Source organism: Amycolatopsis iheyensis, from assembly GCF_024703995.1.
Lineage (GTDB): Bacteria > Actinomycetota > Actinomycetes > Mycobacteriales > Pseudonocardiaceae > Amycolatopsis > Amycolatopsis iheyensis.
Window position 1 is genome coordinate 54324 of the sequence record NZ_JAMXQV010000011.1, and the last position, 25467, is coordinate 79790.

A 25467-nucleotide genomic window follows, 5' to 3' on the forward strand; every position below is an offset into this window, starting at 1 on the left:
TGGGTCAGAACTGGCGGCGGGCCATTTCTTCCAGGCGGGCGATGCGGTCGGCGATGGGCGGGTGCGTCGAGAACAGCTTGCTCAGGCCCTCGCCGGGGCGGAACGGGTTCGCGATCATCAGGTGTGACTGCGACACCAGCTGCGGCTCGGCGACCAGCGGCCGGGCCCGCGTGCCGGCCTCCAGCTTCCGCAGCGCGGAGGCCAGGCCCAGCGGGTCGCCGGTCAGCTCGGCGCCGGACGCGTCGGCCTGGTACTCCCGCGACCGGCTGACACCCATCCGGATGACGGCGGCCGCGATCGGGCCGACGAAGACCAGCATCAGGCTGACCAGCGGGCTGCCGTCGCGGTTGTTGCCGCCGAAGAACAGCGCGATGTTCGCCAGCACGCTGATCACGCTGGCCAGCGCGCCGGCGACGCACGAGATCAGGATGTCGCGGTTGTAGACGTGGGACAGCTCGTGGCCGAGCACCGCCCGCAGCTCGCGCTCGTCGAGCAGGTCGAGGATGCCGGTGGTGCAGCAGACCGCCGCGTGCCGCGGGCTGCGGCCGGTCGCGAACGCGTTGGGCGCGACCGTCGGGCTCAGGTAGAGCTGCGGCATCGGCTGGCGGGCGACCTGGGCGAGCTCGCGCACGATCCGGTACATCGCGGGCTGCTCGACCTCGGACACCGGCCGCGCGTGCATCGCGCGCAACGCCAGCTTGTCCGAGTTGAAGTAGGCGAACGCGTTCATCCCGAGGGCGATGACCAGGCCGATGACCAGGGCGCCCCGGCCGAAGAGCCCGCTGATCGCGATGATGATCGCCGACAGCAGGCCGAGCAGCATCGCCGTCTTGAGTCCGTTCTGGTGCCCGTGCACGCGTGCTCGCCTCCGTCCGCTCTCCAGGGGATACCCAGTCGAAACAACGCGATCGGGGGACGCGAAGTTCCTTCACTTGATCATCGCGCGGGTTAGGCTCGGCCGGCGAGCTGATCATGAGCGGAGGCGCCGATGCGAGGTCGCCAGGTACGCCGGAGGACACTGTTCGCCCTGGTCACGGCGGGCGCCGGGGCCCTGTTCCTGCCCGGGGTGGCGCACGCCGAAGACGTCCGGTCGGTCGAGGTCGGCGGGACACCCGGCGGGCTCGCGGTGAATCCCGTCACCGGGCTCGCCTACGTCACCGACGCCGAGTCGGGCACGGTGTCGGTGATCGACCCGCGCGCCGCCTCGATCGGCGCGGTGGTGCACGTCGGCGGCGAGCCGGGTGGCATCGCGGTCGACGCGAAGGCCAACCGGATCTACGTCGCGAACCCGCCGGCCGGCACGGTCGTGGTGCTGGACGGGCACACCCACGACCTGGTGAGCGTGATCGGCGCGGGTGCCGGCGCGTCCGCGCTGGCGGTCGACGAGGAGGCCAACCGCGTCTACGCGGCCAGCGCCGCCACCGGCACGCTCGCCGTGCTCGACGGCGTCAGCTGCACCCTCGCCGCGCTCGTGCCGGGCCCGAAGCCGAACCTCGCCGGCATCGCCGTCGACCCCGGCCGCAAGCTGGCCTACTGCGCCAGCACCGCGACGGATTCGGTCGAGGTGTTCAGCGCCGACAGCGGGAAGTTCGTCGCCAGCGTCAAGGTCGGGGCCAAGCCGACCGCCGTCGCCGTGCACGCCGCGAGCGGGTCGGTGTACGTCGCGAACTCCGGCATCCACCACATGTCCATTGTGGACCCGGCGACCCGCGCCGAGCGCAAGACCGTGTTGCTACGCAGCGAGTCGTCGGCGCTGGCCGTGCACCAGGGCACGAACACCGTCTACACCAACGGCGGGCAGAACGGGCTGAGCCGGGTCGACGGCGGGAGCGGGACGCTGACCGGCGAGGTGTCGCTGGGCGTGAACCCCGGCGACGTCGCCGTCGACCAGCGCACGCGCACGGTGTTCGTCACGGATCCGTTGCACGGCAGGGTTTCCGTCATCCGCGATTTCTAGGTGGGCAGCTGGGGTAACTCCAGGTATACGGTCGGAAAGCATGAAACTCGGACTGCAGATCCCCGACTTCACCTGGCCCAACGGGGCGTCCGCACTGGGCGCCGACCTGGCCGCCGTCGTCCGCACCGCCGACCGGGCGGGCTTCGACTCCATCGCCGTGATGGACCACTTCTTCCAGATCGGCGGGGTCGGCCCCGTCGAAAACGACATGCTCGAGGCGTACACGACGCTCGGCTTCATCGCCGCGCACACCGAACGCGCGAAGCTGCTCACCGTCGTCACCGGGGTGCTCTACCGGCACCCGGGCCTGCTCGCCAAGGCGATCACGACGCTGGACGTCCTCTCCGGCGGCCGCGCGATCCTCGGCATCGGCGCGGGCTGGAACGAGGACGAGTCCCGCGGGCTCGGCTTCCCGTTCCCGCCGGTCGCCGAGCGCTTCGAGCTGCTGGAAGAGAACCTCCAGTACGTCCTGCAGATGTGGGCCGAGGGCGACGAGCCGTTCAAGAGCAAGCACTTCGACGCGTCCCGGCTGCTGAACGTGCCGCAGGCGCTCTCGGACCCGCGGCCCCCGATCATGATCGGCGGTGGCGGCGAGAAGAAGACGCTGCGGCTGGTCGCCAAGTACGCCGACCAGTGCAACCTGTTCAACAGCCCGGAGCTGGAGCACAAGCTCGACGTCCTCAAGCAGCACTGCGAGAACGAGGGCCGCGACTACGACTCGATCACCAAGACCGTCTACCACATCCTCGACATCGGGGAGAACGGCGAGAAGACCGGCGAGCTGCTGGCCGAGCTGGAGCGGCTGAACGGGCTCGGGATCCACGTCGCGCTCGGCATGGTGCCGCACGTCCACAACCCGGCGGTGCTGGAGAAGTTCGGCACCGACGTCATCCCGGCCGCGGAGAAGATCGGATGAAACTGGGTCTCCACCTCGCCCAGCAGACGTACCCGGCCGGCCCGGCGGCCCTCGGCGCCGACCTGGCCGCGGCGGCCCGCGCGGCCGACGAAGCCGGCTTCGGCTACCTGTCGGTGATGGACCACTTCTTCCAGATCTCGCGCTACGGACCGCCCGAGCACGAGATGCTGGAGGCGTACACGACGCTCGGCTTCCTGGCCGCGCACACGTCGCGGGTCAAGCTGTTGACGCTGGTCAGCGGCGTGATCTACCGACACCCGGGCCTGCTCGCGAAGGCGATCACGACGCTGGACGTGCTCTCGGGCGGCCGGGCGGTGCTCGGCCTGGGCGCCGGCTGGAACGAGGAGGAGGCACGCGGGCTGGGCATGCGCTACCCCGCGACGAAGGAGCGCTTCGAGCAGCTGGAGGACGCGCTCCGGTACGTCCGGCAGATGTGGTCGTCGGACGACTACGGGTTCGAGGGCACGCACGTGTCGGCACAGCGGCTGCTGAACGTGCCGCAGGCGCTGTCGGCCCCGCACCCGCCGATCATGATCGGCGGCGGTGGCGAGAAGAAGACGCTGCGGTTCGTCGCGAAGTACGGCGACATGTGCAACCTCATCGCGGGTCCCGAGCTGGCGCACAAGCTCGACGTGCTCAAGGCGCACTGCGAGGCCGAGGGCCGCGACTACGCCGAGATCACCAAGACGGTCGCGCTCTGGCTGGACACCGGCTCGGCCGGCGAGAAGACCGGCGAGCTGCTCGAGGAGCTGGAGCGGCTGGCCGGGCTGGGCGTCGACGCCGTGCTCGGCTGGGTGCCCGGGGTGCCGGACCCCGCCGTGATCGAGCGGTTCGCCACCGATGTGATCCCGGTGACCGGCAAATTCTGAACCGCAAATTGCCCCCGCGAACTTTCGCGGGGGCAGTTGCGGTTCAGCTGTCCTTCGCGACGACGCGGGTCAGCGCGGCGATGCCGATGCCGACCACCGCCAGCGCGATCCCCGCGGCCACCCAGCCGACGAGCACCAACACCACGCCGGTCGCCGCGAAGAGGGCGAACTCCACCAGGAACCGGGCCGGTTCGCCGAGCCGGCGGCGAGCGCGCGGCGCGATGAACAAGCCCCAGATCGCCGCCGCGACCACCGGCAGCAGGACCGCGTCGACGATCGCCAGCGCGACTCCACCGCCGATCTGCGTACCCGCCAGGGCCAAACCGCCCAGCAGCGCCAGCTCCGTCAGGAAGCGGATCGTCAGCACCACACCCGCGACCCCGCTCAGGCGGGGAGTCGGCTCCGAAGTCATCCGGCCAGCCTAGGACCGCGTCCACAGTGGACGTTACGGGTCCGGACGGGCACGGATGGTGATCTCCGGCACACTTCACCGGCTCAGGTTGCGGTTCCGAATCGGTCCACCAAGCCACGACGCGGCGTTGTAACGACGATCCGCCCCTGCTCGACGTGTTAAGCGCACATCGCGACCGCGAGCCAAGGAGCCTGGTAGATGACCACATGTCGACTCTGCGGTTCGACAAACACGGCCAGCGTGGTGGACCTCGGGGCCACTCCCCCGTGTGAGCGATTCTTGACCGCCGAACAGCTCGACGAGCCGGAGGCCACCTTCCCGCTCCACCTCAAGGTGTGCACCGAGTGCTGGCTCGCCCAGATCCCCCCGCTGATCGACCCGGACGACACCTTCACCGAGTACGCCTACTTCTCGTCGTTCTCGACGTCGTGGGTCGAGCACGCGAAGCGGTACGTCGACGGCGCCGTCGAGCGGCTCGGGCTCGGCGAGAAGTCGTTCGTCGTCGAGGTCGCCAGCAACGACGGCTACCTGCTCAAGCACGTCGTCGGGCACGGCATCCGGTGTCTGGGCGTCGAACCTTCGGTGAACGTCGGGCAGGCGGCGCGTGACGCCGGCGTGCCCACCCTGACGGCTTTCCTCTCCGAGGAGACCGGCCGCCAGGTGCGTGAAGAGCACGGCCCCGCGGACCTCGTGGCCGCGAACAACGTCTACGCGCACATCCCCGACGTCCTCGGCTTCACCAAGGGCCTGCGGGCGCTGGTCGCCGACGACGGCTGGGTCTCCATCGAGGTCCAGCACCTGCTCACGCTGATCGAGAAGAACCAGTACGACACGATCTACCACGAGCACTTCCAGTACTACACGGTCGAATCCGCGCGCCGCGCGCTCGCGACCGGCGGCCTGACCGTGGTCGACGTCGAACTCGTGCCGACGCACGGCGGCTCGATCCGGCTCTGGGCCCGTCCGGCCGAGGTCGCCGGCGAGCCCAGCGAGCGGATGACCGACGTCCTGGAGCGTGAGAAGGCCGCCGGGCTGCACGAGCTGTCCGGGTACACCGAGTTCGCCGAGCGCGTCACCCGCGTGCGGCTGGACCTGCTGAAGTTCCTCATCGAGGCGCGCAACGACGGGAAGACCGTCGTCGGCTACGGCGCCCCGGGCAAGGGCAACACCCTGCTGAACCACTGCGGCATCCGGACGGACCTGCTGCAGTACACGGTCGATCGCAACCCGTACAAGCACGGGCGGTTCACCCCGGGCACGCGCATTCCCGTGCTGCCCCCGGAGCGGATCGAGGCCGACCGGCCCGACTACGTGCTCGTCCTCCCGTGGAACCTCCGGGAGGAACTGACCGAACAGCTGTCGTTCGTGGGTGAGTGGGGCGGAAAGCTCGTGTTCCCCATCCCCCGCCTGGAAATCGTCGAGGTGCAGTGAAGTGAAGGTCGTCCTCTTCTGCGGTGGCTACGGGATGCGGATGCGCAACGGCGCGGCCGACGACGTCCCCAAGCCGATGGCGATGGTCGGACCGAGACCGCTCATCTGGCACGTGATGCGCTACTACGCGCATTTCGGCCACACCGAGTTCATCCTGTGCCTGGGCTACGGCGCGGCGCACATCAAGAACTTCTTCCTGAACTACCAGGAAACCATTTCCAACGACTTCGTCCTGCGGGGAGGCAAGGCGGAGCTGCTGTCGACCGACATCGCGGACTGGACGATCACCTTCGTGCAGACCGGGATCGAGTCGCCGATCGGCGAGCGGCTGCGCCGGGTCCGCGAGTACCTGGACGGCGACGAGATGTTCCTCGCGAACTACGCCGACGTCCTCTCCGACGTCCCGCTGCCCGACATGATCGAGCGGTTCTCGAACACCGACGCGGGCGCGTCGATGATGGTCGTGCCGCCGCAGTCGTCGTTCCACTGCGTGGAGATGGACGAGGGCGGCATGGTCGGCTCGATCACCGCGGTCAGCGAAATGCCGCTCTGGGAGAACGGCGGGTACTTCGTGCTGCGGCAGGAAGTGTTCGACCACATCCCGGAGAACGGCGACCTGGTCGCCGACGGCTGCGCCGAGCTGGCCAAGCGCGGCCGCCTGCTGGCCTACCCGTACCGCGGCTTCTGGAAGCCGACCGACACCGTCAAGGAGCGGGCGGCGCTCGACAACGCCTACACCCACGGCGAGAAGCCTTGGGCGCTCTGGGAGCGCCCCACCGCGAGCATCGCGTGATCGGCCTGCGGCCGGGCCGGCTCGGCGGCGTCGTCGCGCTCGGCGCGCACTGCGACGACATCGCGATCGGCGCTGGCGGCACGCTGCTGACGCTCTGCGCCGGCCGGCCCGGGCTGCGGGTCGACGCGCTGGTCCTCTCCGGCGGCGGCACGCCGCGCGAGGATGAGGAGCGGGCGGCGCTGGCGGCGTTCTGCCCGGGCGCGGACGTCGACGTCACGGTGCTCAAGCTGCCCGACGGGCGGTTCCCGGCGCACTGGGAAGAGGCCAAGAACGCCCTCGAAGAGCTGCGGCGGCGGACCGACCCGGACGTCATCCTGGCGCCCCGGACCGACGACGCCCACCAGGACCACCGCGGGCTGGCGAAGCTGGTCCCGACGGCCTTCCGCGACCACCTGGCGCTGGGCTACGAGATCGTCAAGTGGGACGGCGACCTCGGCAGCCCGTCGGTCTACCAGCCGCTCGACGACGACGTCGCCGAGGAAAAGGTCCGGCTGTTGCAGACGCACTACGCGTCGCAACGGCACCGGCCCTGGTACGACCGCGAGGCGTTCCTCGGCCTGGCCCGGATCCGCGGGATCGAAGCGGCCGCGAAGTACGCCGAAGCGTTTTTCGTCAAGAAACTCACTCTCGACCTGAAGGGCTGATCCGATGCGGGTGTTGCTGACGGGGCACAAGGGCTACCTGGGGACGGTGATGGCCCCGGTGCTCGCCGCCGCCGGTCACGAGGTCGTCGGCCTGGACTCCGGGCTGTTCGAGGACTGCCTGCTCGGCCCCGCCCCGGCCGACCCGGAAGGCCAGGTCGTCGATCTGCGCGACGTCACGCTTTCGCATGTCCGGGGCTTCGACGCAGTGATCCACCTCGCCGCGCTGTCGAACGACCCGCTCGGCTCGCTCGCGCCGGAGCTGACCTACGACATCAACCACCACGCGTCGGTGAAGCTCGCGAAGCTGGCGAAGGAGGCCGGCGTCGGGCGGTACCTCTACGCGTCGACCTGCTCGGTGTACGGCGCCGGCGGCGACAACCTCGTCGACGAGGACGCCCCGCTGCGGCCGGTGACGCCGTACGCGGAGTCGAAGGTGCGTGTCGAGGCCGACGTCCACGAGCTCGCCGACGACGACTTCACCCCGGTCTACATGCGCAACGCGACGGCGTTCGGCTACTCGCCCCGCCTGCGCGGCGACATCGTGCTGAACAACCTGACCGCGCACGCGCACCTGTCGGGCGAGGTGCTGGTGCTCTCCGACGGCACGCCGTGGCGGCCGCTGGTGCACGCCCAGGACATCGCGCGCGCGTTCACGGCGGCGTTGTCCGCGCCCAAGGAGGCCGTGCACAACAAGGCGTTCAACATCGGCACCGAGGACAACAACGTCACCGTGGCCGAGATCGCCCAGGAGGTCGTCGAGGCCGTGCCGGGCTCGACGCTGAACATCACCGGCGAGGCCGGCGCCGACCCGCGCTCCTACCGCGTCGACTTCTCGCGCTTCCGCGCGGCCATCCCGGGCTTCGCCTGCGAGTGGTCGGTCAAGGACGGCGCCGTCGAGCTCATCGAGGCCTACCGCAAGTTCGGGCTGACCCGCGAGTCGTTCCAGCAGCTGTTCACGCGGCTCGCCTGGCTGAAGAGCCAAGGCGAAGCCGGCCGCATCGACGACACCATGCGGCGGCGCTAGTGGCGGGCCGGCAGCTGCGGACGGGGGCGGAGCTGCACGCCCTGGTCGAGCGGCTGTACCCGATCTGCCGCAGCATCACCGGCGACGGCGTGCGGCAGACCCTGGACATCATCGGTGAGCACATCGAGCTGGAGCGGCACGAGGTGCCGACCGGGACGGCGGTGCTGGACTGGACCATTCCGCAGGAGTGGAACATCCGGGACGCGTACGTCGCCGCTCCGTCCGGTGAGCGCGTCATCGACTTCCAGGAGTCGAACCTGCACGTCGTCGGGTACAGCGTCCCGGTGCGGCAGCGGATGCCGCTGAGCGAGCTGCGGGAGCACCTGCACACGCTGCCGGACCAGCCGTCGTGGGTGCCCTACCGGACCAGCTACTACGCGCCGGCCTGGGGGTTCTGCCTCGCGCAGGAGAAGCTCGACGCGCTGCCGGACGGCGACTACGACGTCGTCATCGACTCGACCCTGGCGGACGGCTCGCTGACCTACGGCGAGCACGTCGTGCCGGGGCGGGTCACCGACGAGGTCATCGTGTCGTGCCACATCTGCCACCCTTCGCTGGCGAACGACAACCTCGCCGGCATCGCGGTGGCGATCTCGCTGGCGCAGCAGCTCGCCTCATCGGACCCGCACTACACCTACCGGTTCCTGTTCATGCCGGGCACGATCGGCTCGATCACCTGGCTCGCGCGCAACGCCTCGCGGATCGAGAAGGTTCGTCATGGCCTCGTGCTGGCGTGCGCGGGCGACCCGGGATCGTTGACGTACAAGAAGTCCCGCCGCGACGACGCCGAGATCGACCGGGTCATGCAGCACGTGTTGAAGTCGCGCGAGCATCGAGTTGTCGACTTCTCGCCGTATGGCTACGACGAGCGCCAGTTCTGCTCGCCGGGCTTCAACCTCGGCGTCGGCTCCCTGACCCGGACGCCGTACGCGGGCTACCCGGAGTACCACACTTCGGCGGACAACCCGGGTTTCGTGTCACCCGCGGCCATGGAGGACACGCTCGGCGCGCTTCGCGACGCTTTCGGGGTCCTGGACCGCAACCGCCGCTACGTCAACCTCAGCCCGTACGGCGAGCCGCAGCTCGGCAAGCGCGGCCTCTACGACTCCCTCGGCGGCCGCAGCGACGCCAAGCAGGCCCAGATGGCGATGCTGTGGGTGCTCAACCTCTCCGACGGTTCGCACAGCTTGCTCGACATCGCCGAGCGGGCCGGCCTGCCGTTCGACATCGTCGACGTCGCCGCCCGCGCCCTGCACGACGCCGGTCTGGTCAAGGAGTGAGCGACGTGGCCAACCATCGCCGTGCCCCGCGCTCGATCTTCCGGTCGGGCGCGGTCCGCGCGATGGCCGGACGGCTCAGCTGGGGCCTCGGCGACCAGGCGGTGTCCAGCCTGACCAACTTCGCCGTCGGCCTGTACGTCGCCCGCGAGCTCGGGACGTTCGCGTTCGGCATCTTCAGCCTCGTGTGGGTCACCTACGGCGTCGTGCTGAACGTTTCCCGCGGCCTGGCCACCGACCCGATGATGGTGCGGTTCAGCGCGGTGCCGGAGGAACGCTGGCGCGTGGGCGTGGCCAGCGCGTCGGGCACCGCGATCGGCGTCGGCTGCGCGACCGGGCTGATCAGCCTGATCGCCGGGCTGGCCGCGGGCGGCCCGCTCGGCAACGCGTTCGTCGCGCTCGCCGTCGTCATGCCGGGCCTGCTGCTGCAGGACGCCTGGCGCTTCGCGTTCTTCGCCCGCGGACAGGGGAAGAAGGCGTTCTTCAACGACCTCGTGTGCGGCGTCGCCCTGGTCCCGGCCCTGTTCATCGCCGGGCGGATCGGCACGGTCGTCGCCTTCGTGCTGGCCTGGGGCATCGCGGCCGCGCTCGCCGCGGGCTACGGCTGGTTCCAGACCGGGATCCTCCCGCACCCGCGGGAGCTCGTCGGCTGGCTCCGCTCCCAGCGGGACCTGAGTGTCCGCTACCTCGTCGAGAACGTCAGCAACAGTGGCGCGTCCCAGCTGCGCGCGTACGGCCTCGGCGCCATCGCCGGCATCACCGCCGTCGGCGCGGTCCGCGGCGCCGAACAGCTCCTCGGCCCGTTCCTGGCGCTGCTCATGGGGCTGTCCCTGGTCACCGTCGCCGAGGGCGCCCGGGTGCTCCAGCGGGCGCCGCACCGGCTGAAGCACTTCTGCGTGATCCTCGGCGGCGGCCAGGCCGCCGCCGCGCTGTGCTGGGGCCTCGGTCTGCTGCTCCTGCTGCCCGACAGCGCCGGCCACTGGGTGATGGGTGACGTGTGGGACTCCTCGTCCCCGCTGATCCTCCCGGTCACCCTCGCCGTGGTCGGCGCGAGCTTCGCCACCGGCGCGGCCGCGGGTCTGCGCGCGTTGGGCGCCGCCAAGCGGAGCCTGCGCTCGCAGCTGGTCGCGTCCCTGTTCTACGTCTCCTTCGGCATCACCGGCGCGTTCCTCGGCGGCGCCGCCGGGTCCGCGTGGGGGGTCGCCACGGCCACCCTCGGCGGCTCGGTCGTCTGGTGGCTGCAGCTGCGGATCGGGCTGCGCGAGTACGTGCCGCCGGGCGCCGACGAGCCCACCGTGGTGTTCGAGCCGATCAAAGAGCCGATCAAGGAATGAGGACTCCATGACCACCGTCCCGCGGCTGAGCCTCGGCCTCCCGGTGTACAACGGCGAGGAGTACCTCGCCGAGTCACTGGACGCCCTGCTCGGCCAGACCTTCGAAGACTTCGAGCTGGTCATTTCGGACAATGCGTCGACCGACCGCACCGACGAGATCTGCCGCCAGTACGCGGAGAAGGACTCCCGCATCCGCTACGTGCGCCAGCCGAAGAACATCGGCGCGACCCCGAACCACAACTACGTGTTCGACGTGTCCCGCACCGAGCTGTTCAAGTGGGTCTCCCACGACGACCTCTACGCCCGCGACCTGCTCAAGCGGTGCGTCGAGGCCCTCGACGAGCGCCCCGGGATCATCCTGGCCCACTGCGACCAGGCGATCATCGACGGCGACGGCCGCATCGTCCAGCCGCTCGAGTACACGCTGGACACGGCGTCGCCGCACGCGCCGGACCGCTTCCGCAGCGTCCTGTTCGAGCCCGGCGGCGACGACTTCTACGGCGTCATCCGCGCCGACGTCCTCCGCCGCGTCAAGCCGCTCGACAGCTACCACCACGCCGACCGCACGTACTCGGCCGAAATGGCCCTCCACGGCCCGTTCCACCAGGTGCCCGAGCTGCTCTACTTCCGCCGCGACCACCCCGGCCGCGCGGAGCGGGCCAACCCGACCATCCGGAGCCGGTGCGCGAATCTGGACCCGCGGCGCGCGAACCGGCTCCGGAACCCCACCGTCCGCCTGCTCGGCGAGTACGTCTACGGGTTCGCGGACCTGATCCGCCGCGCGCCGATCTCGGCCGCGGACAAGCGCGAGTGCTTCGGGCACCTCGGCGCCTGGCTGACCAACCGGGCGCGCTCCGGCCACGGCGAGCGCGTCGAGGACCGGGCCCCGACCGCCTCCGACGTCGCCACGGTCAACACGATCGTGGCCGGCCGGGAAGGCAGGCTCGCGTGAAGCGTGCCCCGCGCGTCGGCGTGTTCGGCCTCCTCGGCTCGGGGAACCTCGGCAACGACGGCTCCCTCGAAGCCGTGCTCGGCTACCTGCGCGCCGAGTACCCGGACGCCGTCCTGACCGGCCTGGTGGGCGGCCCGGACATCGTCCGCGAGCGGTACGGCGTCGACACCACGCCCCTGCACTGGAACCAGGCCGAGTACGAGACGGCGTCCGGCCTCCGGTCGATCGTCCTCAAGGGACTCGGCAAGCTGGTCGACATCGGCCGCACGGCCGCCTGGGTCCGCAAGCAGGACGTCGTCATCGTGCCCGGCATGGGTGTCCTCGAAGCGACGCTTCCGCTGCGTCCCTGGGGTTTCCCGTATTCGCTCTTCCTCCTTTCCGCCACCGGGCGCCTCTTCGGCACCAAGGTGGCGCTCGTGTGCGTCGGCGCGAACCACATCAGCGCCCGGGCGACCCGGACGCTGGTCCGCTGGTCCGGCCGTCTCGCCGCCTACCGCTCCTACCGGGACGACATCTCCCGCGACGCCATGCGCGCCATGGGTGTCGACACCAGCCGTGACGAGGTCTACCCCGACCTCGCGTTCTCCCTCCCCACCCCGGCCGCCGACGGCACGCCGGGCACCGTCGGCGTCGGCGTGATGGCCTACTACGGCGGCAACGACGACCGCGCCGACGGCGACCGCATCTACCGCCACTACGTGGACACGATGAACCGGTTCGTCGGCTGGCTCGTTGACCAGGGCAGACCCGTCCGGTTGTTCATCGGTGACCAGATCGACCGGCAGGTCGTCGACGAGATCCTCGAGAAGACCGCTTCCCCGCTGGTGACGGCGGCTTCGGCGGAGACCCTGGACGAGCTGATGCACGAAATGGCTTCGGTGGACAGCGTGGTGGCCACGCGCTATCACAACGTGCTCTGCGCCCTGAAGGTCGCGAAACCGACCGTCGCGATCGGGTACGCGCCGAAGAACGACGTGCTGATGGCCGAGCTGGGCCTGGCCGGGTTCACCCAGCGGGCGAAGACCGTCGGCTTCGACCGGCTCGTCGAGCAGTTCACCGAGCTGGAGAACCGTTCGGCGGAACTGCGCCAGACGCTCCTGGAACGGAACGAGATGAACGCGCAACGGCTCAAGGACCAGTTCGCCGCCCTTTCGGCGGCCCTCTTCGGGGGTGGGCGATGAAGGCCATTCCGGTGCCCGAGATCGAGGGCGCGTACCTGTTCGAGCCGACGCCGCACCGCGACGAGCGCGGCTTCTTCAGCCGGACGTTCGACCGCGACGTCGTCGCTTCGGTGGGCATCGACCCGGACGGCTTCGTCCAGGACAGTCTTTCCCGCTCCCGCAAGGGAGTCGTGCGCGGGATGCACCTGCGCGGCGGGGCCGGCGAGGCGAAGCTGGTCCGGTGTTCGCACGGCGCGGTCTTCGACGTCGTCGTGGATCTCCGACCGGGTTCGCCGACATTCCGCAATGTCAAAACCTTCGAGCTTTCCGGCGACACGCAGGTTTCCGTGTACATCCCCGCGGGGTGCGCGCACGGATTCCAATCGCTCACGGAACCTTCGGATGTCACGTACCGTATTGACCGGGCGCACGATCCGTCCGAGGACATCACAATTTCGTACAAAGACCCAGAATTGGACATTTCGTGGCCACTGTCGGTCACAATGGTCAGTGACCGGGACGAACGCGCGCCGTCTCTCGGAGAGGCGTTGAAACCGACGAGGTGACCTCCATGGGAACGAACTTGCCCCACTCCACGGCGGCGAACGAGCGGCTGCACCGGGTCATCCCGGGCGGCGCCCACACCTACGCCAAGGGCTCGGACCAGTATCCCTTCGAGCTGGCTCCGGTCATCTCCCACGGCCGCGGTGGCCACGTCTGGGACGTGGACGGCAACGAGTACGTCGAGTACGGCTCCGGGCTGAGAGCCGTCAGCCTCGGCCACGCCCACCCGCGGGTCCTCGAAGCGGTCCGGAACGAGCTGGACAAGGGCAGCAACTTCATCCGCCCGTCGATCATCGAAGCCGAGGCCGCCGAGCGGTTCCTCGAGAACGTGCCGACGGCCGACATGGTGAAGTTCACCAAGAACGGCTCGGACGCCACGACGGCCGCGGTCCGGCTGGCCCGCGCCGCCACCGGGCGCCGGCTCGTGGCCAAGTGCGCCGACCACGCCTTCTTCTCGACCGACGACTGGTTCATCGGCACCACACCGATGAACGCGGGCATCCCGGACGAGACGACCGACATGACGGTGTCCTTCCCGTACGGCGACCTGCAAGCCGCGGAGGAGCTGCTGCAGCGCCACGAGGGCGAGATCGCGTGCCTGATCCTGGAGCCGGCCGCCGCGGTGGAACCGCCGCCGGGGTACCTGCAGGGCCTGCGTGAGCTCGCGACGCGGCACGGCGTCGTGCTGATCTTCGACGAGATGATCACCGGCTTCCGCTGGTCGGCCCACGGCGCGCAGGGCCTCTACGGCGTCACGCCGGACCTCTCGACGTTCGGCAAGGCCCTCGGCAACGGCTTCGCCGTCTCCGCGCTGGCCGGCAAGCGGGAGCTGATGGAGATCGGCGGCCTGCGCAGCGACCGCGAACGGGTGTTCCTCCTTTCCACGACGCACGGCGCCGAGACCCACTCGCTGGCCGCCGCGATGGCGGTGATGGACGTCTACCGCGACGAGGACGTCATCGGCAGGCTGCACGCCCTCGGCGACCGGCTGGCCGCCGGCGTCCGCGAAGTGGCGGCCGGGATCGGGGTCGGGGACCACGTCGTCGTCCGCGGCCGGGCCAGCAACCTGGTCTTCGGCACGCTCGACGAGCAGGGCAAGCCGTCGCAGCCGTACCGGACGCTGTTCCTGCGGGAGCTGATCAGCGGTGGCGTGCTCGGCCCGTCGTTCGTCGTGAGCGCCGCGCTCACCGACGCCGACATCGACAAGACGATCGACGTCGTCGCCCAGGCCTGCACGGTGTACCGCAAGGCCCTCGACGCCAACGACCCGGCGCCGTGGATGGGCGGGCGCCCTGTGCAGCCGGTGTTCCGCAAGCACGCCTGAGCGAAGGGCACGGCCGGCCGGCCGGGGAAGACTGCCCGGCCGGCCGACCGGCTCCAGGACGCTCATCAGCGGGCTCACCTCACCGGCCGCGCTCGGCAACACCGGCGAGCGCACCGCCACCGCACCGACCGGCGAGCCGACCTCACCGCGCACGTTCGACAACACCAGCAAGCGGGCGACCACCGCGGCCGGCGAGCCCAGCCCACCTCCCACACCCGGCAACACCAGCGAGCGCGCCACCACCACCGCAGCCGGCAAGCCCAACCCACCTCCCACACCCGGCAACACCAGCAAGCGCGCCACCACCACCCCGGCCGGCAAGCCCAACCCACCTCCCACACCCGGCAACACCAGCAAGCGCGCCACCACCACCCCGGCCGGCAAGCCCAGCCCACCTCCCACACCCGGCAACACCAGCGAGCGCGCCACCACACCCGGCGAACCCAGCGAGCGCGACCCCACCACACCCCGCGAGCCCAGCCCACCGGCCGCACTCCCCAGCCACGGCAAGCCCGCCACCGCCCCTCCCCGCGAGCCGGCCGCTCCCTCTCCCCCGGACGGGCCGGATTCACCCCTTGGGTCCGATGAGGACACTTGAGGGTGACTGTTTTCCGGCCCGTCCGTGCGTAACTTCCTGCCATGGGCAGATCTCGCGCGGTTCTCGTCGGTGCTTGCTCGCTCTTGATCGCCGTGGTGTGCCCGGCGCTCGCGCGGGCCGCCGACGGGCCCGGGCCGGTGTGCGATCACCAGCCCGCCGCGTACGAGGAAGCGCCACCCGGGGCCGTCTCCGTCGATCCGGGCGTCGACGGAGACCTCTCGGCCAAGACGGCGGCGAACCCGCCCGGCACGACGTTCTGGCTCCGGCCCGGCACCCACACGCTCGGCACCGACGAGTTCGGCCAGGTCGTCCCGAAGGACGGCGACGTCTACCTCGGCGCGCCGGGCGCGGTCGTCGACGGCCGGGGCGTCAACCGCGCGGCCTTCACCCAGCGGGCCAAGAACGTGGAGCTGCGCGGGCTCACCGTCCGCGGGTTCGCCGCGCTGCAGGACCAGGGCGTCGTGAACCACGACTCCGGCGACGGCTGGCTCATCGAGAACACGACCATCGAAGACAACGCGGGCGCGGGCCTGATGGCCGGCGCCGGCCAGGTGATCCGGCACAGCTGCCTGCGGAACAACGGCCAGTACGGCCTCAACGCCTACCAGGCGGGCGACGGCATCACCGGGCTCGTGCTGGCGGACAACGAGATCACCGGCAACAACACCGGCGACTGGGAGACCAAGGTGCCGGGCTGCGGCTGCAGCGGCGGCGCCAAATTCTGGGCCGTGAACGGTGCCGACATCACCGGCAACTGGGTGCACGGCAACCACGGCGCCGGCCTCTGGGCCGACACGAACAACAACGACTTCCTCGTCGAGGACAACCTGTTCGAGGCCAACGACGCCGAGGCGCTGTTCTACGAGACCAGCTACAACCTCGTGCTCCGCGGCAACACGTTCCGCGGCAACACGCTGGTGCAGGGCCGCGCGTTCGCCTCGCGCGGCGACAACTTCCCGGCCGCGACGGTGTACCTGTCCGAGTCCGGCGGTGAACCGCGCGTGCCGGCGCGGACGTCGTCGATCGACGTCAGCGGGAACACCTTCGAGGACAACTGGGCCGGGATCACCCTGTGGGAGAACGCAGACCGCTTCTGCACCAGCCCGGCCAACACGTCTTCGGGCTACTGCACCAAAGTGGCTTCGAAGTCTTCGTGCGTCGCGGGCACGATCGAGAAGCCACCGGCGTACGACGACTGCCGCTGGAAGACCCAGCGCGTGGAGGTGCACGGGAACACCTTCCGGTTCGATCCCGGGCGGGTCGGCTGCACGAGCCTCTGCGGACGGATGGCGCTGCTGTCGAACTACGGGACCTTCCCGGACTGGTCGCCCTACAAGGGCGCCGTCGTCCAGGAGGCGATCACCTTCCGGCAGGGCAACCGCTGGCACGACAACGTCTATGCCGGGCCGTGGACCTTCGTCGTGCATGACACCTCCAGGACGGTCGACGCTGCGGGCTGGCGGGCGGAGCCCTACTCGCAGGACGAGTGCTCTTCGTTCGACGGCGGGACCGCCGGCTGCTGATCACGAGCTTGCCGAGGGGGTCCGACACTTTTCGCCGCCGCACGATTCCTGCGTGACCGTTTTCCTTGCTGCCAAAGGGAAAAATCGCGAACGGAGGATTTCGGACAGCAATACGTTCACCCTTTTCAGCGATGGCGTTCGCACAGACGTTCGGTACCGTCGAAGACATGGCCCCGCTTCCCACGACCCTCAACCGCGACGCGATCGACGTCGTCGCGTTCGACGCCATGGGCGTTCTCTACTCGTCCGCGGACGAGGTCGAAGAGCTGCTCGTCCCCTACCTCCGCACCCACGGCTGCGTGCTCACGCGGCCGGAAATCGCCCAGCTGCACCGTGAATGCAGTCTCGGCAAGATGTCCTCGGCGGACTTCTGGGCGACGTCAGGCGCTTCCGGGGCCTCGGACGAGGAGTACACCCGGCACCACCGCCTCATCCCGGGGGTCGTCGCTCTCCTGGCCGAGCTCGACGCCACCGGGGTGCGGCTCGCCTGCCTGGGCAACGATGTCAGCGAGCGGAGCAAGCTCCGGCGTGAGCGGTTCGGGCTCGGCGAGTACCTCACGGAGTGGGTCGTCAGCGGGGACATCCGGGTGCGTGAGCCGGATCCCGAAGTGTTCGCGATCCTCTGCCGTCGCCTCGACGTGGTCCCCGACCGCGTCCTGCTGATCGACGACAGCGCGGAAAACGTCACCGCGGCACGCGAAGCCGGTCTTCAGGCGTTGCGGTTCGGCGTCGCCAATCTGTCCACAATGGACCACTTGAGAACGGAGCTCAGACCATGGTGAAGCGCGTGCTCGCCTCGCCCCGAAGACGCCCGGCGGGCAACCGCCGATTGCAGACGACCAGCAGCAGATCCTGGGCCAGGCCGGTGAGTGGCGTGCCGGAGCCGTACGACCAGTCGAGGTCGTCGGCTCGCAGGCAGACGCCGCGAAGATCGCTGCCGAAGTACTTCTCGTGCTTCGGGGTGATCCCGGCCAGAACCACCTCTAGCCGGTCCGCCGGCACGCGGCGCTCGAGGTTCAGGGCCGTGGTGATGTCCAGGCCGTGGATCACGTCGTGGCTGAGGGCGCCCTCCGCGCCGCCGCCCGGCGGCCGCCACGGATGGTTCGCGTTGTCGCGCAGCGAGGCGACCAGCTCTTCCCGCGAAAGCGAAGCAGCTTCGCGGCGAGCCACCCGGTCGGCCATCACGTTGAAGCGGCCACCGGACTTCAGCAGCTCGAGCACGAACCGCCCGGTCGAGATCCGGTACGGCATCGTCAGGTGGGCGAGCACCTCGGCCACGCCCCACCCGGCGCACAAGGTCGGCGTCGCCCACGCGGCCGGCGACAGCTCCTCGAGCAGCGCGGCCAGCTCCCGCCGTTCGGCGGCGATCAGGTCCTGGATCATCGGGGTCTCCTTCACACGTCGGTCACCGCACCGACGAACAGCCCCGCCTCGGACCGACACCCCCTCAGCCCCGGCCGGCGAAGCGACCGACCGACCACGCCATCACCGCGACGACACCCGGCGCATCAGCAGGCCACCTCGCCAACGAACTCGGGCGAGCGCCACCTCAGCCCCGGTCAGCGAAGCAGTCCACCAGCCACACCATCACCGCGACGACACCCAGCGCATCAGCAAGCCACCCCACCGACCAACTCGGGCCAACGTCACCTCAGAGACCCAGCGCACCAGCAGGCCGCCCCGCCGACCAACTCGACCCAACGCCACCTCAGCCCCGGTCAGCGAAGCAGTCCACCAGCCACACCATCACCGCAACGACACCCACCGCACCAGCAGGCCACCCCACCGACCAACTCGACCCAACGCCACCTCAGCCCCGGTCAGCGAAGCAGTCCACCAGCCACACCATCACCGCAACGACACCCACCGCACCCGCAGGCCACCCCACCGACCAACTCGACCCAACGCCACCTCAGCCCCGGTCAGCGAAGCAGTCCACCAGCCACACCATCACCGCAACGACACCCACCGCACCAGCAAGCCACCCCACCGACCAACTCGACCCAACGCCACCTCAGCCCCGGTCAGCGAAGCGGTCCACCAGCCACGCCGTCCCCGGGACCACGGCCAGCGCGGCGCAGAACCCGCCGAGCGCGTCCGTCGGGTAGTGCGCCCCCAGGGCGACCTCCGCCCAGCCCATCGCGAGGCCGGCGATCAGCGCGAGGCCGAGCACAAGCCCCATCGCGACCGCGCGGCCGAGCCCCAGCCGGTCGGCCAGCAGCAGCGCGATGACCAGCGCGAGCGCCGTGGCCAAGGCCGTGTGCCCGCTCGGGTAGGAGAGGAACTCGCCGTGGATGGTGCGGCCGGTGATCGGCTTCAGGACCGTCGTCACCACGACCGTCGCCACCACACCCAGCACCGTCAGCACGGCCGACCGGATGCGGTGCACGAGGAAGCACACGGCCGCGATCAGCGCGACCAGGATCGTCGAGCCCAGTGGCTCGCCACCGAAGTCGAAGACCAGCGCGACGTAGCGCCAGGGCGGCCGGACGCCGTCGATCGGCGGGAGCACCGCGGCGTCGATCCCCGTCAGCCCGGAGTCGTGGAAGTGGAGGATCCCGAGGGCGACGAGCACCGCCGTCGCCAACGCGGCCGTCAACGCCAGTGGAGCGCGCAGCTCGGCCGGCAGGGCCGCGGGCGCGGACCGGACCAGCTGCCTCACGCCCCGATCGCCGCCTTGTACCCGGCGATCAGCCGGTCCAGCCCGACCGCCGGGGTGAAGTCCTTTTCGTACCGGACGCGGGCGGCGTCGCCCATCTCCCGGTTGCGGTCGCCGACGACCGCGCGCAGCTGGTCGGCCAGCGAGGCCGCGTCGTTCGGCTGGTGGAGCAGACCGGTGACCCCGTCGTCGACGAGCTCGGGGAAGGCGCCGTGCGCCGCCGCGACCGTCGGCACGCCGGCCGCCATCGCCTCCACCACCACCAGGCCGAAGGCTTCCAGCCAGGTCGAGGGCGCGACCACCGCCACGGCGTCGGCGGTCAGGGCCCGGCACTCCGCTTTGTTCTGCAGGCCGACATACGTGACGTCCGAGCGTCCGGCGGCCCAGGCCGTCACCTCGTCCTGCATCGGGCCGGTGCCGGCGATGACCAGCGGGACACCGAGGGCGCCGCCGAGGCGCTCCCAGGCCCGCATCAGCAGGCCGACCCCCTTCTCCTCGGTGACCCGGCCGAGGAAGAGGACGTGCTTGCCGTCGCCGGTGCGGCGGACGCCGGGGTCGGTGACGAAGTTGTGCTTCACCGCCATCCGCTCGCCGGGCATCCCGGCCGACACCAGGAGGTCACGTTGAGCTGCCGAAATGCAGAAGAACCGGGAGACGCCCGTCCACCACCGGCGGCGGTTGGCGACCATGCTCGCCGCCATCGGGACCGTGGCCGCGCTCGAACCGCGGTAGCAGCCGTGCTTGACCGCCGGCAGCGGCGAGCCGCCGACGCACTCGGTGCAGATGTGGCCGTCGCGGTGCAGCGTGCCCGGTGGGCAGACCATCGCGTAGTTGTGCAGCGTCGCGACCGCGGGCACCCCCGCGTCCGCGCAGGCCGCGACCACCGACGGCGAGAGCAGCGGGAACGTGTTGTGGATGTGCACGACGTCCGGGCGGGAGGCCCGCAGCCGGGCGGCGAGCTCCTTCCGGACCGCCGGGTTCCACGGCACCATCAGCGGCACCGCGGCCTTGCGGGGCAGCGGCATCGCGGCGATGTCGTCGCTGCGGCGCTCGAACAGCGACACCTGGTGCCCGCCCTCGGCGAGCAGCGAGACCTCCGCGTCGACGACGTTGTTCTCGCCGCTCGGCTGCTCGGAGCGGTACCGGTTGTGGACCACGAGCACCTTCACGCGCCTGCACCTCGCACGACTGCCCCCTTCGCCGGGATGAATGCTTCTTCGTCGGACTGCGGCGTCCCGCGCACGAGCAGGGACGCGGCCACGGCCAGGTGCAGCAGGTACGGCGACGCGTCACCCAGGCCCGCTTCGGTGTAGGAGGCCGAAATGCAGTAGGTGATCAGGAAGATCGCGCAGGCGCGCGCCAACGACGGCGGCCGGAGCACGGCCACCACGACCAACGTGAGGAGGAACCCCGCCACCAGGGCGATCCCGACGAAGCCCTGCTCGTGGTAGATCGCGAGCCAGCTGTTGTCGATCGGGAGGCCGTCGTAGGACTTGTCCGTCAGCCCGACGCCGAAGATGTACTCCGACGTCGTGCGCGGGGCATCCAGCAGCGCGTCCCACACCTTCGCGCGGCCGGTCAGGCTGGAGAAGTTGTCCGCGCTCTGCCCGCGCAGGAACCACGTCTGCAACGCGCCGGCCAGCACGACGCCGGCGACCCCGCCGACGCCGGCCGTCCACGCGAACACCTTCCGCGCGCGGGCGTTGGTCAGCACCATCGACAGGAAGGCGACCGCGAGCCCGGCGATCAGGCCGAGCGTGGCCGTGCGGGTGTGCGTGAGCAGCAGCAGGCCCAGCACCGGCACCACGATGAACACCGCTTGGCGCCAGGTCGTGCGGCGGCCGAACCAGAGGAGGAGCGTGAGCCCGGCGATGACCGCGGCGTACTGGCCGATCTGCGGCGGCGTGAGCGGCCAGACCGCACCGGAGAGCCGGCCGCCGTAGATGTCCGGCATCGCGTTGCCCGGGGAGATCACCAGGCCGATCGCCACCGACGCGAGCACGATGCCGTAGGTGCGGATGTGGTAGCGGACGAAGCTGAACCCGCCGTCCCACCAGCGGGTCAGCAGCCAGAGCGTGGAGACGAACACCGTCAGCCGGAAGCAGCGGAATAGCGCTCCCGCGCCCTCCTTGAGGTCGGCGCTGGCGAGGATGCTCGAGCCCAGCAGGAGCGTCAGCAGCAGCAGGTAGGCGCTCGGCCGGATCCGCAGGTGCTTGTTCAGCACCAGCGCGATCACGAACGCCGTCATCAGCGAGCCCATGGTGACGAGCTGGCTGACCGACCGCGGCAGCGGGATGACCGTCTTCGCGCCGGTCGAGCCGAGGGTGTTGAGGATCAGCAGCGCCCACGCCAGGCCGGCCCACTTCGGCGTCGCCGACGTGGGCTTGGCCGCGGCGTCTCGGATGCCCGCGATCCCGGTGCCTGCCGCCATGTCAGCCCCCGCCCTGCGCGGTGTAGGTGCTGCCGGTGTCCTGCGAGTACGGCGAGCCTTCCCACTCGCCGATCTCGAGGATGCGGTCGGTCGTGTAGGCGATGAACGTCCACGGGCCGGCGTAGCTGTTGTCGTGCCAGCGGTTGTCCTGCTTGTAGGTGATCGCCTCCTGGACGACGTCGCCCTTGTACGGCGACCACTCCGGGTAGGACCCGAAGTTCGAGAGCAGGCCCATCCGGCCGCACGCGGCCTGGCAGCCGACGACCGCCGGGTCCAGGACGAACTTGTTGTCGTGGATGTCGACGTGCTGGGTCTTCCAGCGGCAGTCGCTCAGCAGCGGCGCGCTCGCGATCGCCGGGTCCGCGCACTGCTTGACGTCCTTCACCAGCCGGGTGCAGTCGCCGGAGGAGGTGTTGGCCGGGCTGTTGCAGTAGCGGTCGGCGTTCTCCCACAGCGTGATCCCGGACCAGTTGTTCTCCAGGTAGTTGCGGGAGATCTCGATCTTCGCGGTGCGCGCCTTGATGCGAGGCTCGCCGCCGGACTCGGAGATGTAGATCGCCGGCGTCGGGAAGTTGTCGCCCTTGTCGGCGTACTTGTGCCCGTCGACCCAGTTGTTCTTGCGGATCGTGTTGTCGCGGATGACGGCGTTGTAGCTGATCTCGTAGATGATCGCGGCGCTGTCGTTGTTCTCGATGAGGTTGCCCTCGATGAGGAAGTCGTTGTTGTTCGTGTCGGCCCAGAGCCCGGTGCCGTGGTTGTCGTGCACCCAGTTGCCACGCACGTCGGCGCCGTTGACGTCCCAGAACTTGACGCCTCCGGTGCAGCCGCAGCCGTCGATCTTGGCTTCCCAGTCGCCGGTGTTGTTGCCGGCGATCTCGTTGCCCTCGACGACGAGCGCGGTGATCGGCGTGCTGCCGGAGAAGGCGTTGATGCCGTACTGGCCGTTGCGGCGCAGGCAGTTGCCGCGCACCTGCTGGCGCGCGCCCGCCATCAGGCCGGCGCCGTCGTTGTCCTGGATGGTCGAGTGCTCGATCACCCAGCCGTCGCCGGAGTCGTGGTTGACCACGCCTTCGTCGCGGGGTGCGGCGAAGCCCTGCACGGTGAGGTAGGTGAGCTTGACGTTCGCCGCGTGGCCGGTGAAGGCGTACTGGTTGATCTTCCGGCCGTCGACGACCGCGCCGGGGGCGCCGATGTAGGCGTCGCCGTCCTTCGGGGAGATCTGGTCGTACTTGTCGTCGCCGAGGATGTGCTTGCCGGGCTTGAGCCAGAACGTCGTGCCGGGGCCGGCGGCGCGGGTCTTGGTGGCGAGGTCGCCGGGCACCGCGGGATCGACGATGACCGCACCCGCGGGCGCGGTCGCCGGGCCGGCGGGTTCCTTGTCGCACACCGCGGCGACCGACCCGCTGGGCGCGGGGGTCGCCTGGGCGGGCCCCTCGGTGTCGGGGCCGCTCGAGCACGCCGCGACCGTGAGCAGGACACCGAGCAGCGGAGCGGCACGGCGAAGTCGGAAGCGGCGGGCGGTCACGGGCAGGTCCTAACTGAAGCGGAGCAGGGTGGTGAGGTGTCCGGCGGCGCCGGAGCCGACGAGGGTGGTGGCGGGTTCCTTCCGGCCGAAGCCGGCGGAGTACCACCCCAGCGGCGGCTCGATCTCACCGCGGTGTGCCGTCCACGACAACTCGGGCGGCAGTTCCACGACCGCGGTGTGCACCGGGGCCATGGAACCGGTCGATGTGCCTTGCCAGCTCAGCTGGGCGACGGTGCCGTCGAGGCGGACGGTCACCGCCGGGCCGAAGTGGAAGGCGAGGCGCGCGGCCGGGGCCGTGTCGCCGAGGACTTCGTCGAAGATCTTCAGCTCGTCGCCGTCGAGCTCGACCGTGCGGCGGTGGACGGCCGGGGCGTACCCGTCGTGGGCCGCCGACCAGCGGGCCGGGCCGTCGGGCGGCGTGCGGACGTCGAGGACCTTCGTCACCGCGTGGCGCGTCCACAGGAACGGGCCGCCCGACGTCGACTGGTCCGTGCCGCCGAGTTCCAGGGTGTTGTGGCCCAGCGTCGACCGGAAGTACGCCCGCCACCGCGGCTCGCCGTGGTAGCAGAACGTGCCCGGGTCGGCGAGGATGTCCACGCCGTCGTGGCGGACCTCGACCGACAGCGCGTCGGCGTGGGCGTGCGCCGCGATCGACAGGAAGCCGTGCGGGCCGCCGTCGCAGCGGGCCCAGATCCGGCCGGAGCGCAGGATCGTCATGCCCGCGTCGCGCAGGTGGTCCGGCCGGCGGCCGGGGCGAACGCCCGAAGCCCGCGGAGTGCGCGATGCGAGGGAAGCCAGCAGTGGCGTGCGGACGTCGTCGCCGGGGACGGCGGGCCACCAGTCCGGGCGGCCGAACAGCACCTCGCCGGTGGCGAGCAGCGAGGCCCAGCGGTCGGTCTCGTGGCCGTCGACGACGAGGCCGAAGCCGTCGTCGGCGTCGCCCTGGCGCGGGGGCCGGAGCCGGTTGTCCACAATGGACGCCAGGGCATCGGTCATCCGGAGCAGGACGGCCCAGGTCGACTCCGGCACCGGCGTGCCCGCCGCGTCGGCTTCGACCGCGGCCGCCAGCCCGAGCTCCAGCACCAGGCCGTGGTACTCCGAGGCCAGCTCGGCGTTGAGCCCCGAGCCGAAGGTGTTCCGGGCGAGCTGGACGTCGAGCGAGCGCATGGCCGAGGTCCGCCAGCCGGCCGACTCCGGGAACCAGCCGAACGCGCACGCCGCGGCCAGCAGCCCGGCGTCTTCGGCGATGACGTGGTTGTTCGCCGACGAGCCGTGGCTGCGCAGGGTCGCCAGCCAGTTCTGGTGGTGCCACAGCTGGAGCTGGAAGCCGGGGTTGTCCTCGAACAGCTCCGACGCGCCCGGCCAGCCGTCGAGCAGGCGGCGGGTCCACACCCACGACAGCAGCCGGATGCCCAGCTCGATGCCGCTCACCCAGTGCGGCCCCCGCAGCGGCGGGTTGGCCGCCCACCACGACCGCAGGTGGGCGGCCACGCGGGCGGCGTAGTCCGCATTGCCGGTCAGCGCGTACGCCGCGGCGAGCACGGTGAGGTGCTGGTGCCGTGACGGCTCCCAGATCTGCTTGATGTCGCCGACCGTGTCCTCCGACCGGTACGGGACGTCGAAGGCGTACTCGTCCGAGGGCGCGCGGCGGCCGGTCTTGGGGTCGAGGAACCAGTCCGGCGACACCAGGTCCGACCGCTCGACCCCGAAGTACTCGGCGCGGCCGGCCATGAGCGCGTCGGCGGTGGCGAGCAGCCGCGAGGTGGCCTCCCCGGACACCTTCCCGAGCACGCCGGAAGGCAGCACCGCGGTGAACCGCGGGTGCGACGGCCAGTCGGGCGGCACGGGCAAGGAGGACCGCCACTGCCGCTGGACGAGGGCATGCCGCCCCCGCCCGACGACCTCCGCCGGTCCCATCCGGGAGAGCCGCCGCAGGTACCAGCCGGGCCCCATCACGGCGAGACTCCCCGCCGGACGAGAGCCACCTTCGCCCGGCACAGCCGAAGCCGCGGCCGGTCTTCGACGCGGGCTGCGCGTACTTCGCCGCCCGGCCCGGCAGCACGGGTGCGCACGA

23 protein-coding genes are annotated in these 25467 nt (G+C 70.7%); 15 read left to right on the forward strand and 8 right to left on the reverse strand.

The window, feature by feature from the left end:
* Window positions 1-4: 4 nt before the first annotated feature.
* Window positions 5-856: a zinc metalloprotease HtpX gene (gene htpX / locus M8542_RS21065; protein ID WP_257921914.1), complete on the reverse strand. Its 852-nt coding sequence runs from the start codon at window positions 854-856 to the stop codon at window positions 5-7.
* A 132-nt stretch (window positions 857-988) separates the two neighbouring features.
* On the opposite strand from htpX, the gene M8542_RS21070 reads away from it, so the two are divergent.
* Genes M8542_RS21070 through M8542_RS21080 form a run of 3 tightly spaced genes read left to right on the forward strand, consistent with a single transcriptional unit; the run spans window position 989 to window position 3742 of the window.
* On the forward strand, window positions 989-1957 hold the full coding sequence (locus M8542_RS21070; protein ID WP_257921915.1) for a YncE family protein: 969 nt from the start codon (window positions 989-991) through the stop codon (window positions 1955-1957).
* A 40-nt stretch (window positions 1958-1997) separates the two neighbouring features.
* A complete protein-coding gene (locus M8542_RS21075) occupies window positions 1998-2873 on the forward strand; it encodes an LLM class F420-dependent oxidoreductase (protein WP_257921916.1) in 876 nt (291 codons plus the stop codon).
* Window positions 2870-3742: an LLM class F420-dependent oxidoreductase gene (locus tag M8542_RS21080; RefSeq protein ID WP_257921917.1), complete on the forward strand. Its 873-nt coding sequence runs from the start codon at window positions 2870-2872 to the stop codon at window positions 3740-3742. The genes M8542_RS21075 and M8542_RS21080 overlap by 4 nt, the downstream gene beginning before the upstream one ends.
* Before the next feature lie 43 nt (window positions 3743-3785).
* Here the strand turns inward: M8542_RS21080 and M8542_RS21085 are convergent, their stop codons facing one another.
* Window positions 3786-4154 (reverse strand): YrdB family protein, encoded by a 369-nt coding sequence (locus tag M8542_RS21085; RefSeq protein ID WP_257921918.1) that lies wholly within the window; start codon window positions 4152-4154, stop codon window positions 3786-3788.
* Window positions 4155-4352: 198 nt separating this feature from the next.
* On the opposite strand from M8542_RS21085, the gene M8542_RS21090 reads away from it, so the two are divergent.
* From M8542_RS21090 to M8542_RS21145, 12 genes are all read left to right on the forward strand, one after another.
* Complete coding sequence (locus tag M8542_RS21090; RefSeq protein ID WP_257921919.1) at window positions 4353-5585, forward strand: class I SAM-dependent methyltransferase; 1233 nt, start codon at window positions 4353-4355, stop codon at window positions 5583-5585.
* A gap of 1 nt (window position 5586) precedes the next feature.
* A complete protein-coding gene (locus M8542_RS21095; protein ID WP_257921920.1) occupies window positions 5587-6378 on the forward strand; it encodes a sugar phosphate nucleotidyltransferase in 792 nt (263 codons plus the stop codon).
* Entirely contained in the window at window positions 6375-7022 is a 648-nt protein-coding gene (locus M8542_RS21100) for a PIG-L deacetylase family protein (protein ID WP_257921921.1), read from the forward strand. Before M8542_RS21095 ends, M8542_RS21100 begins: the two co-directional genes overlap by 4 nt.
* A gap of 4 nt (window positions 7023-7026) precedes the next feature.
* Window positions 7027-8046: an NAD-dependent epimerase/dehydratase family protein gene (locus M8542_RS21105; RefSeq protein WP_257921922.1), complete on the forward strand. Its 1020-nt coding sequence runs from the start codon at window positions 7027-7029 to the stop codon at window positions 8044-8046.
* Window positions 8046-9326, forward strand: coding sequence for a DUF4910 domain-containing protein (locus M8542_RS21110; RefSeq protein WP_257921923.1), 1281 nt, complete (start codon window positions 8046-8048; stop codon window positions 9324-9326). Before M8542_RS21105 ends, M8542_RS21110 begins: the two co-directional genes overlap by 1 nt.
* A gap of 5 nt (window positions 9327-9331) precedes the next feature.
* Complete coding sequence (locus M8542_RS21115; protein WP_257921924.1) at window positions 9332-10657, forward strand: MATE family efflux transporter; 1326 nt, start codon at window positions 9332-9334, stop codon at window positions 10655-10657.
* Between the two features lie 7 nt (window positions 10658-10664).
* The gene (locus M8542_RS21120; RefSeq protein ID WP_257921925.1) at window positions 10665-11609 is read left to right on the forward strand and encodes a glycosyltransferase family 2 protein; all 945 of its coding nucleotides are present in this window, start codon (window positions 10665-10667) and stop codon (window positions 11607-11609) included.
* Entirely contained in the window at window positions 11606-12790 is a 1185-nt protein-coding gene (locus M8542_RS21125; RefSeq protein ID WP_257921926.1) for a polysaccharide pyruvyl transferase family protein, read from the forward strand. The genes M8542_RS21120 and M8542_RS21125 overlap by 4 nt, the downstream gene beginning before the upstream one ends.
* Window positions 12787-13335, forward strand: coding sequence for a dTDP-4-dehydrorhamnose 3,5-epimerase family protein (locus M8542_RS21130; RefSeq protein WP_257921927.1), 549 nt, complete (start codon window positions 12787-12789; stop codon window positions 13333-13335). Before M8542_RS21125 ends, M8542_RS21130 begins: the two co-directional genes overlap by 4 nt.
* A 5-nt stretch (window positions 13336-13340) precedes the next feature.
* Window positions 13341-14657 (forward strand): glutamate-1-semialdehyde 2,1-aminomutase, encoded by a 1317-nt coding sequence (locus M8542_RS21135; protein WP_257921928.1) that lies wholly within the window; start codon window positions 13341-13343, stop codon window positions 14655-14657.
* Between the two features lie 639 nt (window positions 14658-15296).
* The gene (locus M8542_RS21140) at window positions 15297-16778 is read left to right on the forward strand and encodes a right-handed parallel beta-helix repeat-containing protein (protein ID WP_257921929.1); all 1482 of its coding nucleotides are present in this window, start codon (window positions 15297-15299) and stop codon (window positions 16776-16778) included.
* Between the two features lie 167 nt (window positions 16779-16945).
* Window positions 16946-17560: an HAD family hydrolase gene (locus M8542_RS21145; protein ID WP_257921930.1), complete on the forward strand. Its 615-nt coding sequence runs from the start codon at window positions 16946-16948 to the stop codon at window positions 17558-17560.
* On the opposite strand, the gene M8542_RS21150 is transcribed toward M8542_RS21145, so the two are convergent.
* The 6 genes from M8542_RS21150 to M8542_RS21175 form a co-directional block, all read right to left on the reverse strand.
* Complete coding sequence (locus M8542_RS21150) at window positions 17547-18161, reverse strand: maleylpyruvate isomerase family mycothiol-dependent enzyme (RefSeq protein WP_257921931.1); 615 nt, start codon at window positions 18159-18161, stop codon at window positions 17547-17549. The two genes, M8542_RS21145 and M8542_RS21150, sit on opposite strands and share 14 nt — an antisense overlap.
* 631 nt (window positions 18162-18792) lie before the next feature.
* Complete coding sequence (locus M8542_RS21155) at window positions 18793-19440, reverse strand: phosphatase PAP2 family protein (protein ID WP_257921932.1); 648 nt, start codon at window positions 19438-19440, stop codon at window positions 18793-18795.
* Window positions 19437-20606: a glycosyltransferase gene (locus tag M8542_RS21160; RefSeq protein WP_257921933.1), complete on the reverse strand. Its 1170-nt coding sequence runs from the start codon at window positions 20604-20606 to the stop codon at window positions 19437-19439. The genes M8542_RS21155 and M8542_RS21160 overlap by 4 nt, the downstream gene beginning before the upstream one ends.
* Window positions 20603-21868 (reverse strand): O-antigen ligase domain-containing protein, encoded by a 1266-nt coding sequence (locus M8542_RS21165; protein WP_257921934.1) that lies wholly within the window; start codon window positions 21866-21868, stop codon window positions 20603-20605. Before M8542_RS21165 ends, M8542_RS21160 begins: the two co-directional genes overlap by 4 nt.
* A 1-nt stretch (window position 21869) precedes the next feature.
* A complete protein-coding gene (locus M8542_RS21170) occupies window positions 21870-23393 on the reverse strand; it encodes a right-handed parallel beta-helix repeat-containing protein (RefSeq protein ID WP_257921935.1) in 1524 nt (507 codons plus the stop codon).
* 9 nt (window positions 23394-23402) lie between these two features.
* Window positions 23403-25346, reverse strand: a complete 1944-nt coding sequence (locus M8542_RS21175; RefSeq protein WP_257921936.1) for a heparinase II/III family protein — start codon at window positions 25344-25346, stop codon at window positions 23403-23405.
* Window positions 25347-25467 lie beyond the last annotated feature (121 nt).

Coding starts and splice junctions, on each gene's coding strand:
- M8542_RS21080 (WP_257921917.1), top strand. CDS start 2,870: ATGAAACTGGGTCTCCACCTCGCCCAGCAGACGTACCCGGCCGGCCCG.
- M8542_RS21070 (WP_257921915.1), top strand. CDS start 989: ATGCGAGGTCGCCAGGTACGCCGGAGGACACTGTTCGCCCTGGTCACG.
- M8542_RS21175 (WP_257921936.1), bottom strand. CDS start 25,346: ATGGGGCCCGGCTGGTACCTGCGGCGGCTCTCCCGGATGGGACCGGCG.
- M8542_RS21145 (WP_257921930.1), top strand. CDS start 16,946: ATGGCCCCGCTTCCCACGACCCTCAACCGCGACGCGATCGACGTCGTC.
- M8542_RS21135 (WP_257921928.1), top strand. CDS start 13,341: ATGGGAACGAACTTGCCCCACTCCACGGCGGCGAACGAGCGGCTGCAC.
- M8542_RS21105 (WP_257921922.1), top strand. CDS start 7,027: ATGCGGGTGTTGCTGACGGGGCACAAGGGCTACCTGGGGACGGTGATG.
- M8542_RS21120 (WP_257921925.1), top strand. CDS start 10,665: ATGACCACCGTCCCGCGGCTGAGCCTCGGCCTCCCGGTGTACAACGGC.
- M8542_RS21130 (WP_257921927.1), top strand. CDS start 12,787: ATGAAGGCCATTCCGGTGCCCGAGATCGAGGGCGCGTACCTGTTCGAG.
- M8542_RS21165 (WP_257921934.1), bottom strand. CDS start 21,868: ATGGCGGCAGGCACCGGGATCGCGGGCATCCGAGACGCCGCGGCCAAG.
- M8542_RS21150 (WP_257921931.1), bottom strand. CDS start 18,161: ATGATCCAGGACCTGATCGCCGCCGAACGGCGGGAGCTGGCCGCGCTG.
- M8542_RS21090 (WP_257921919.1), top strand. CDS start 4,353: ATGACCACATGTCGACTCTGCGGTTCGACAAACACGGCCAGCGTGGTG.
- M8542_RS21075 (WP_257921916.1), top strand. CDS start 1,998: ATGAAACTCGGACTGCAGATCCCCGACTTCACCTGGCCCAACGGGGCG.
- M8542_RS21085 (WP_257921918.1), bottom strand. CDS start 4,154: ATGACTTCGGAGCCGACTCCCCGCCTGAGCGGGGTCGCGGGTGTGGTG.
- M8542_RS21140 (WP_257921929.1), top strand. CDS start 15,297: ATGGGCAGATCTCGCGCGGTTCTCGTCGGTGCTTGCTCGCTCTTGATC.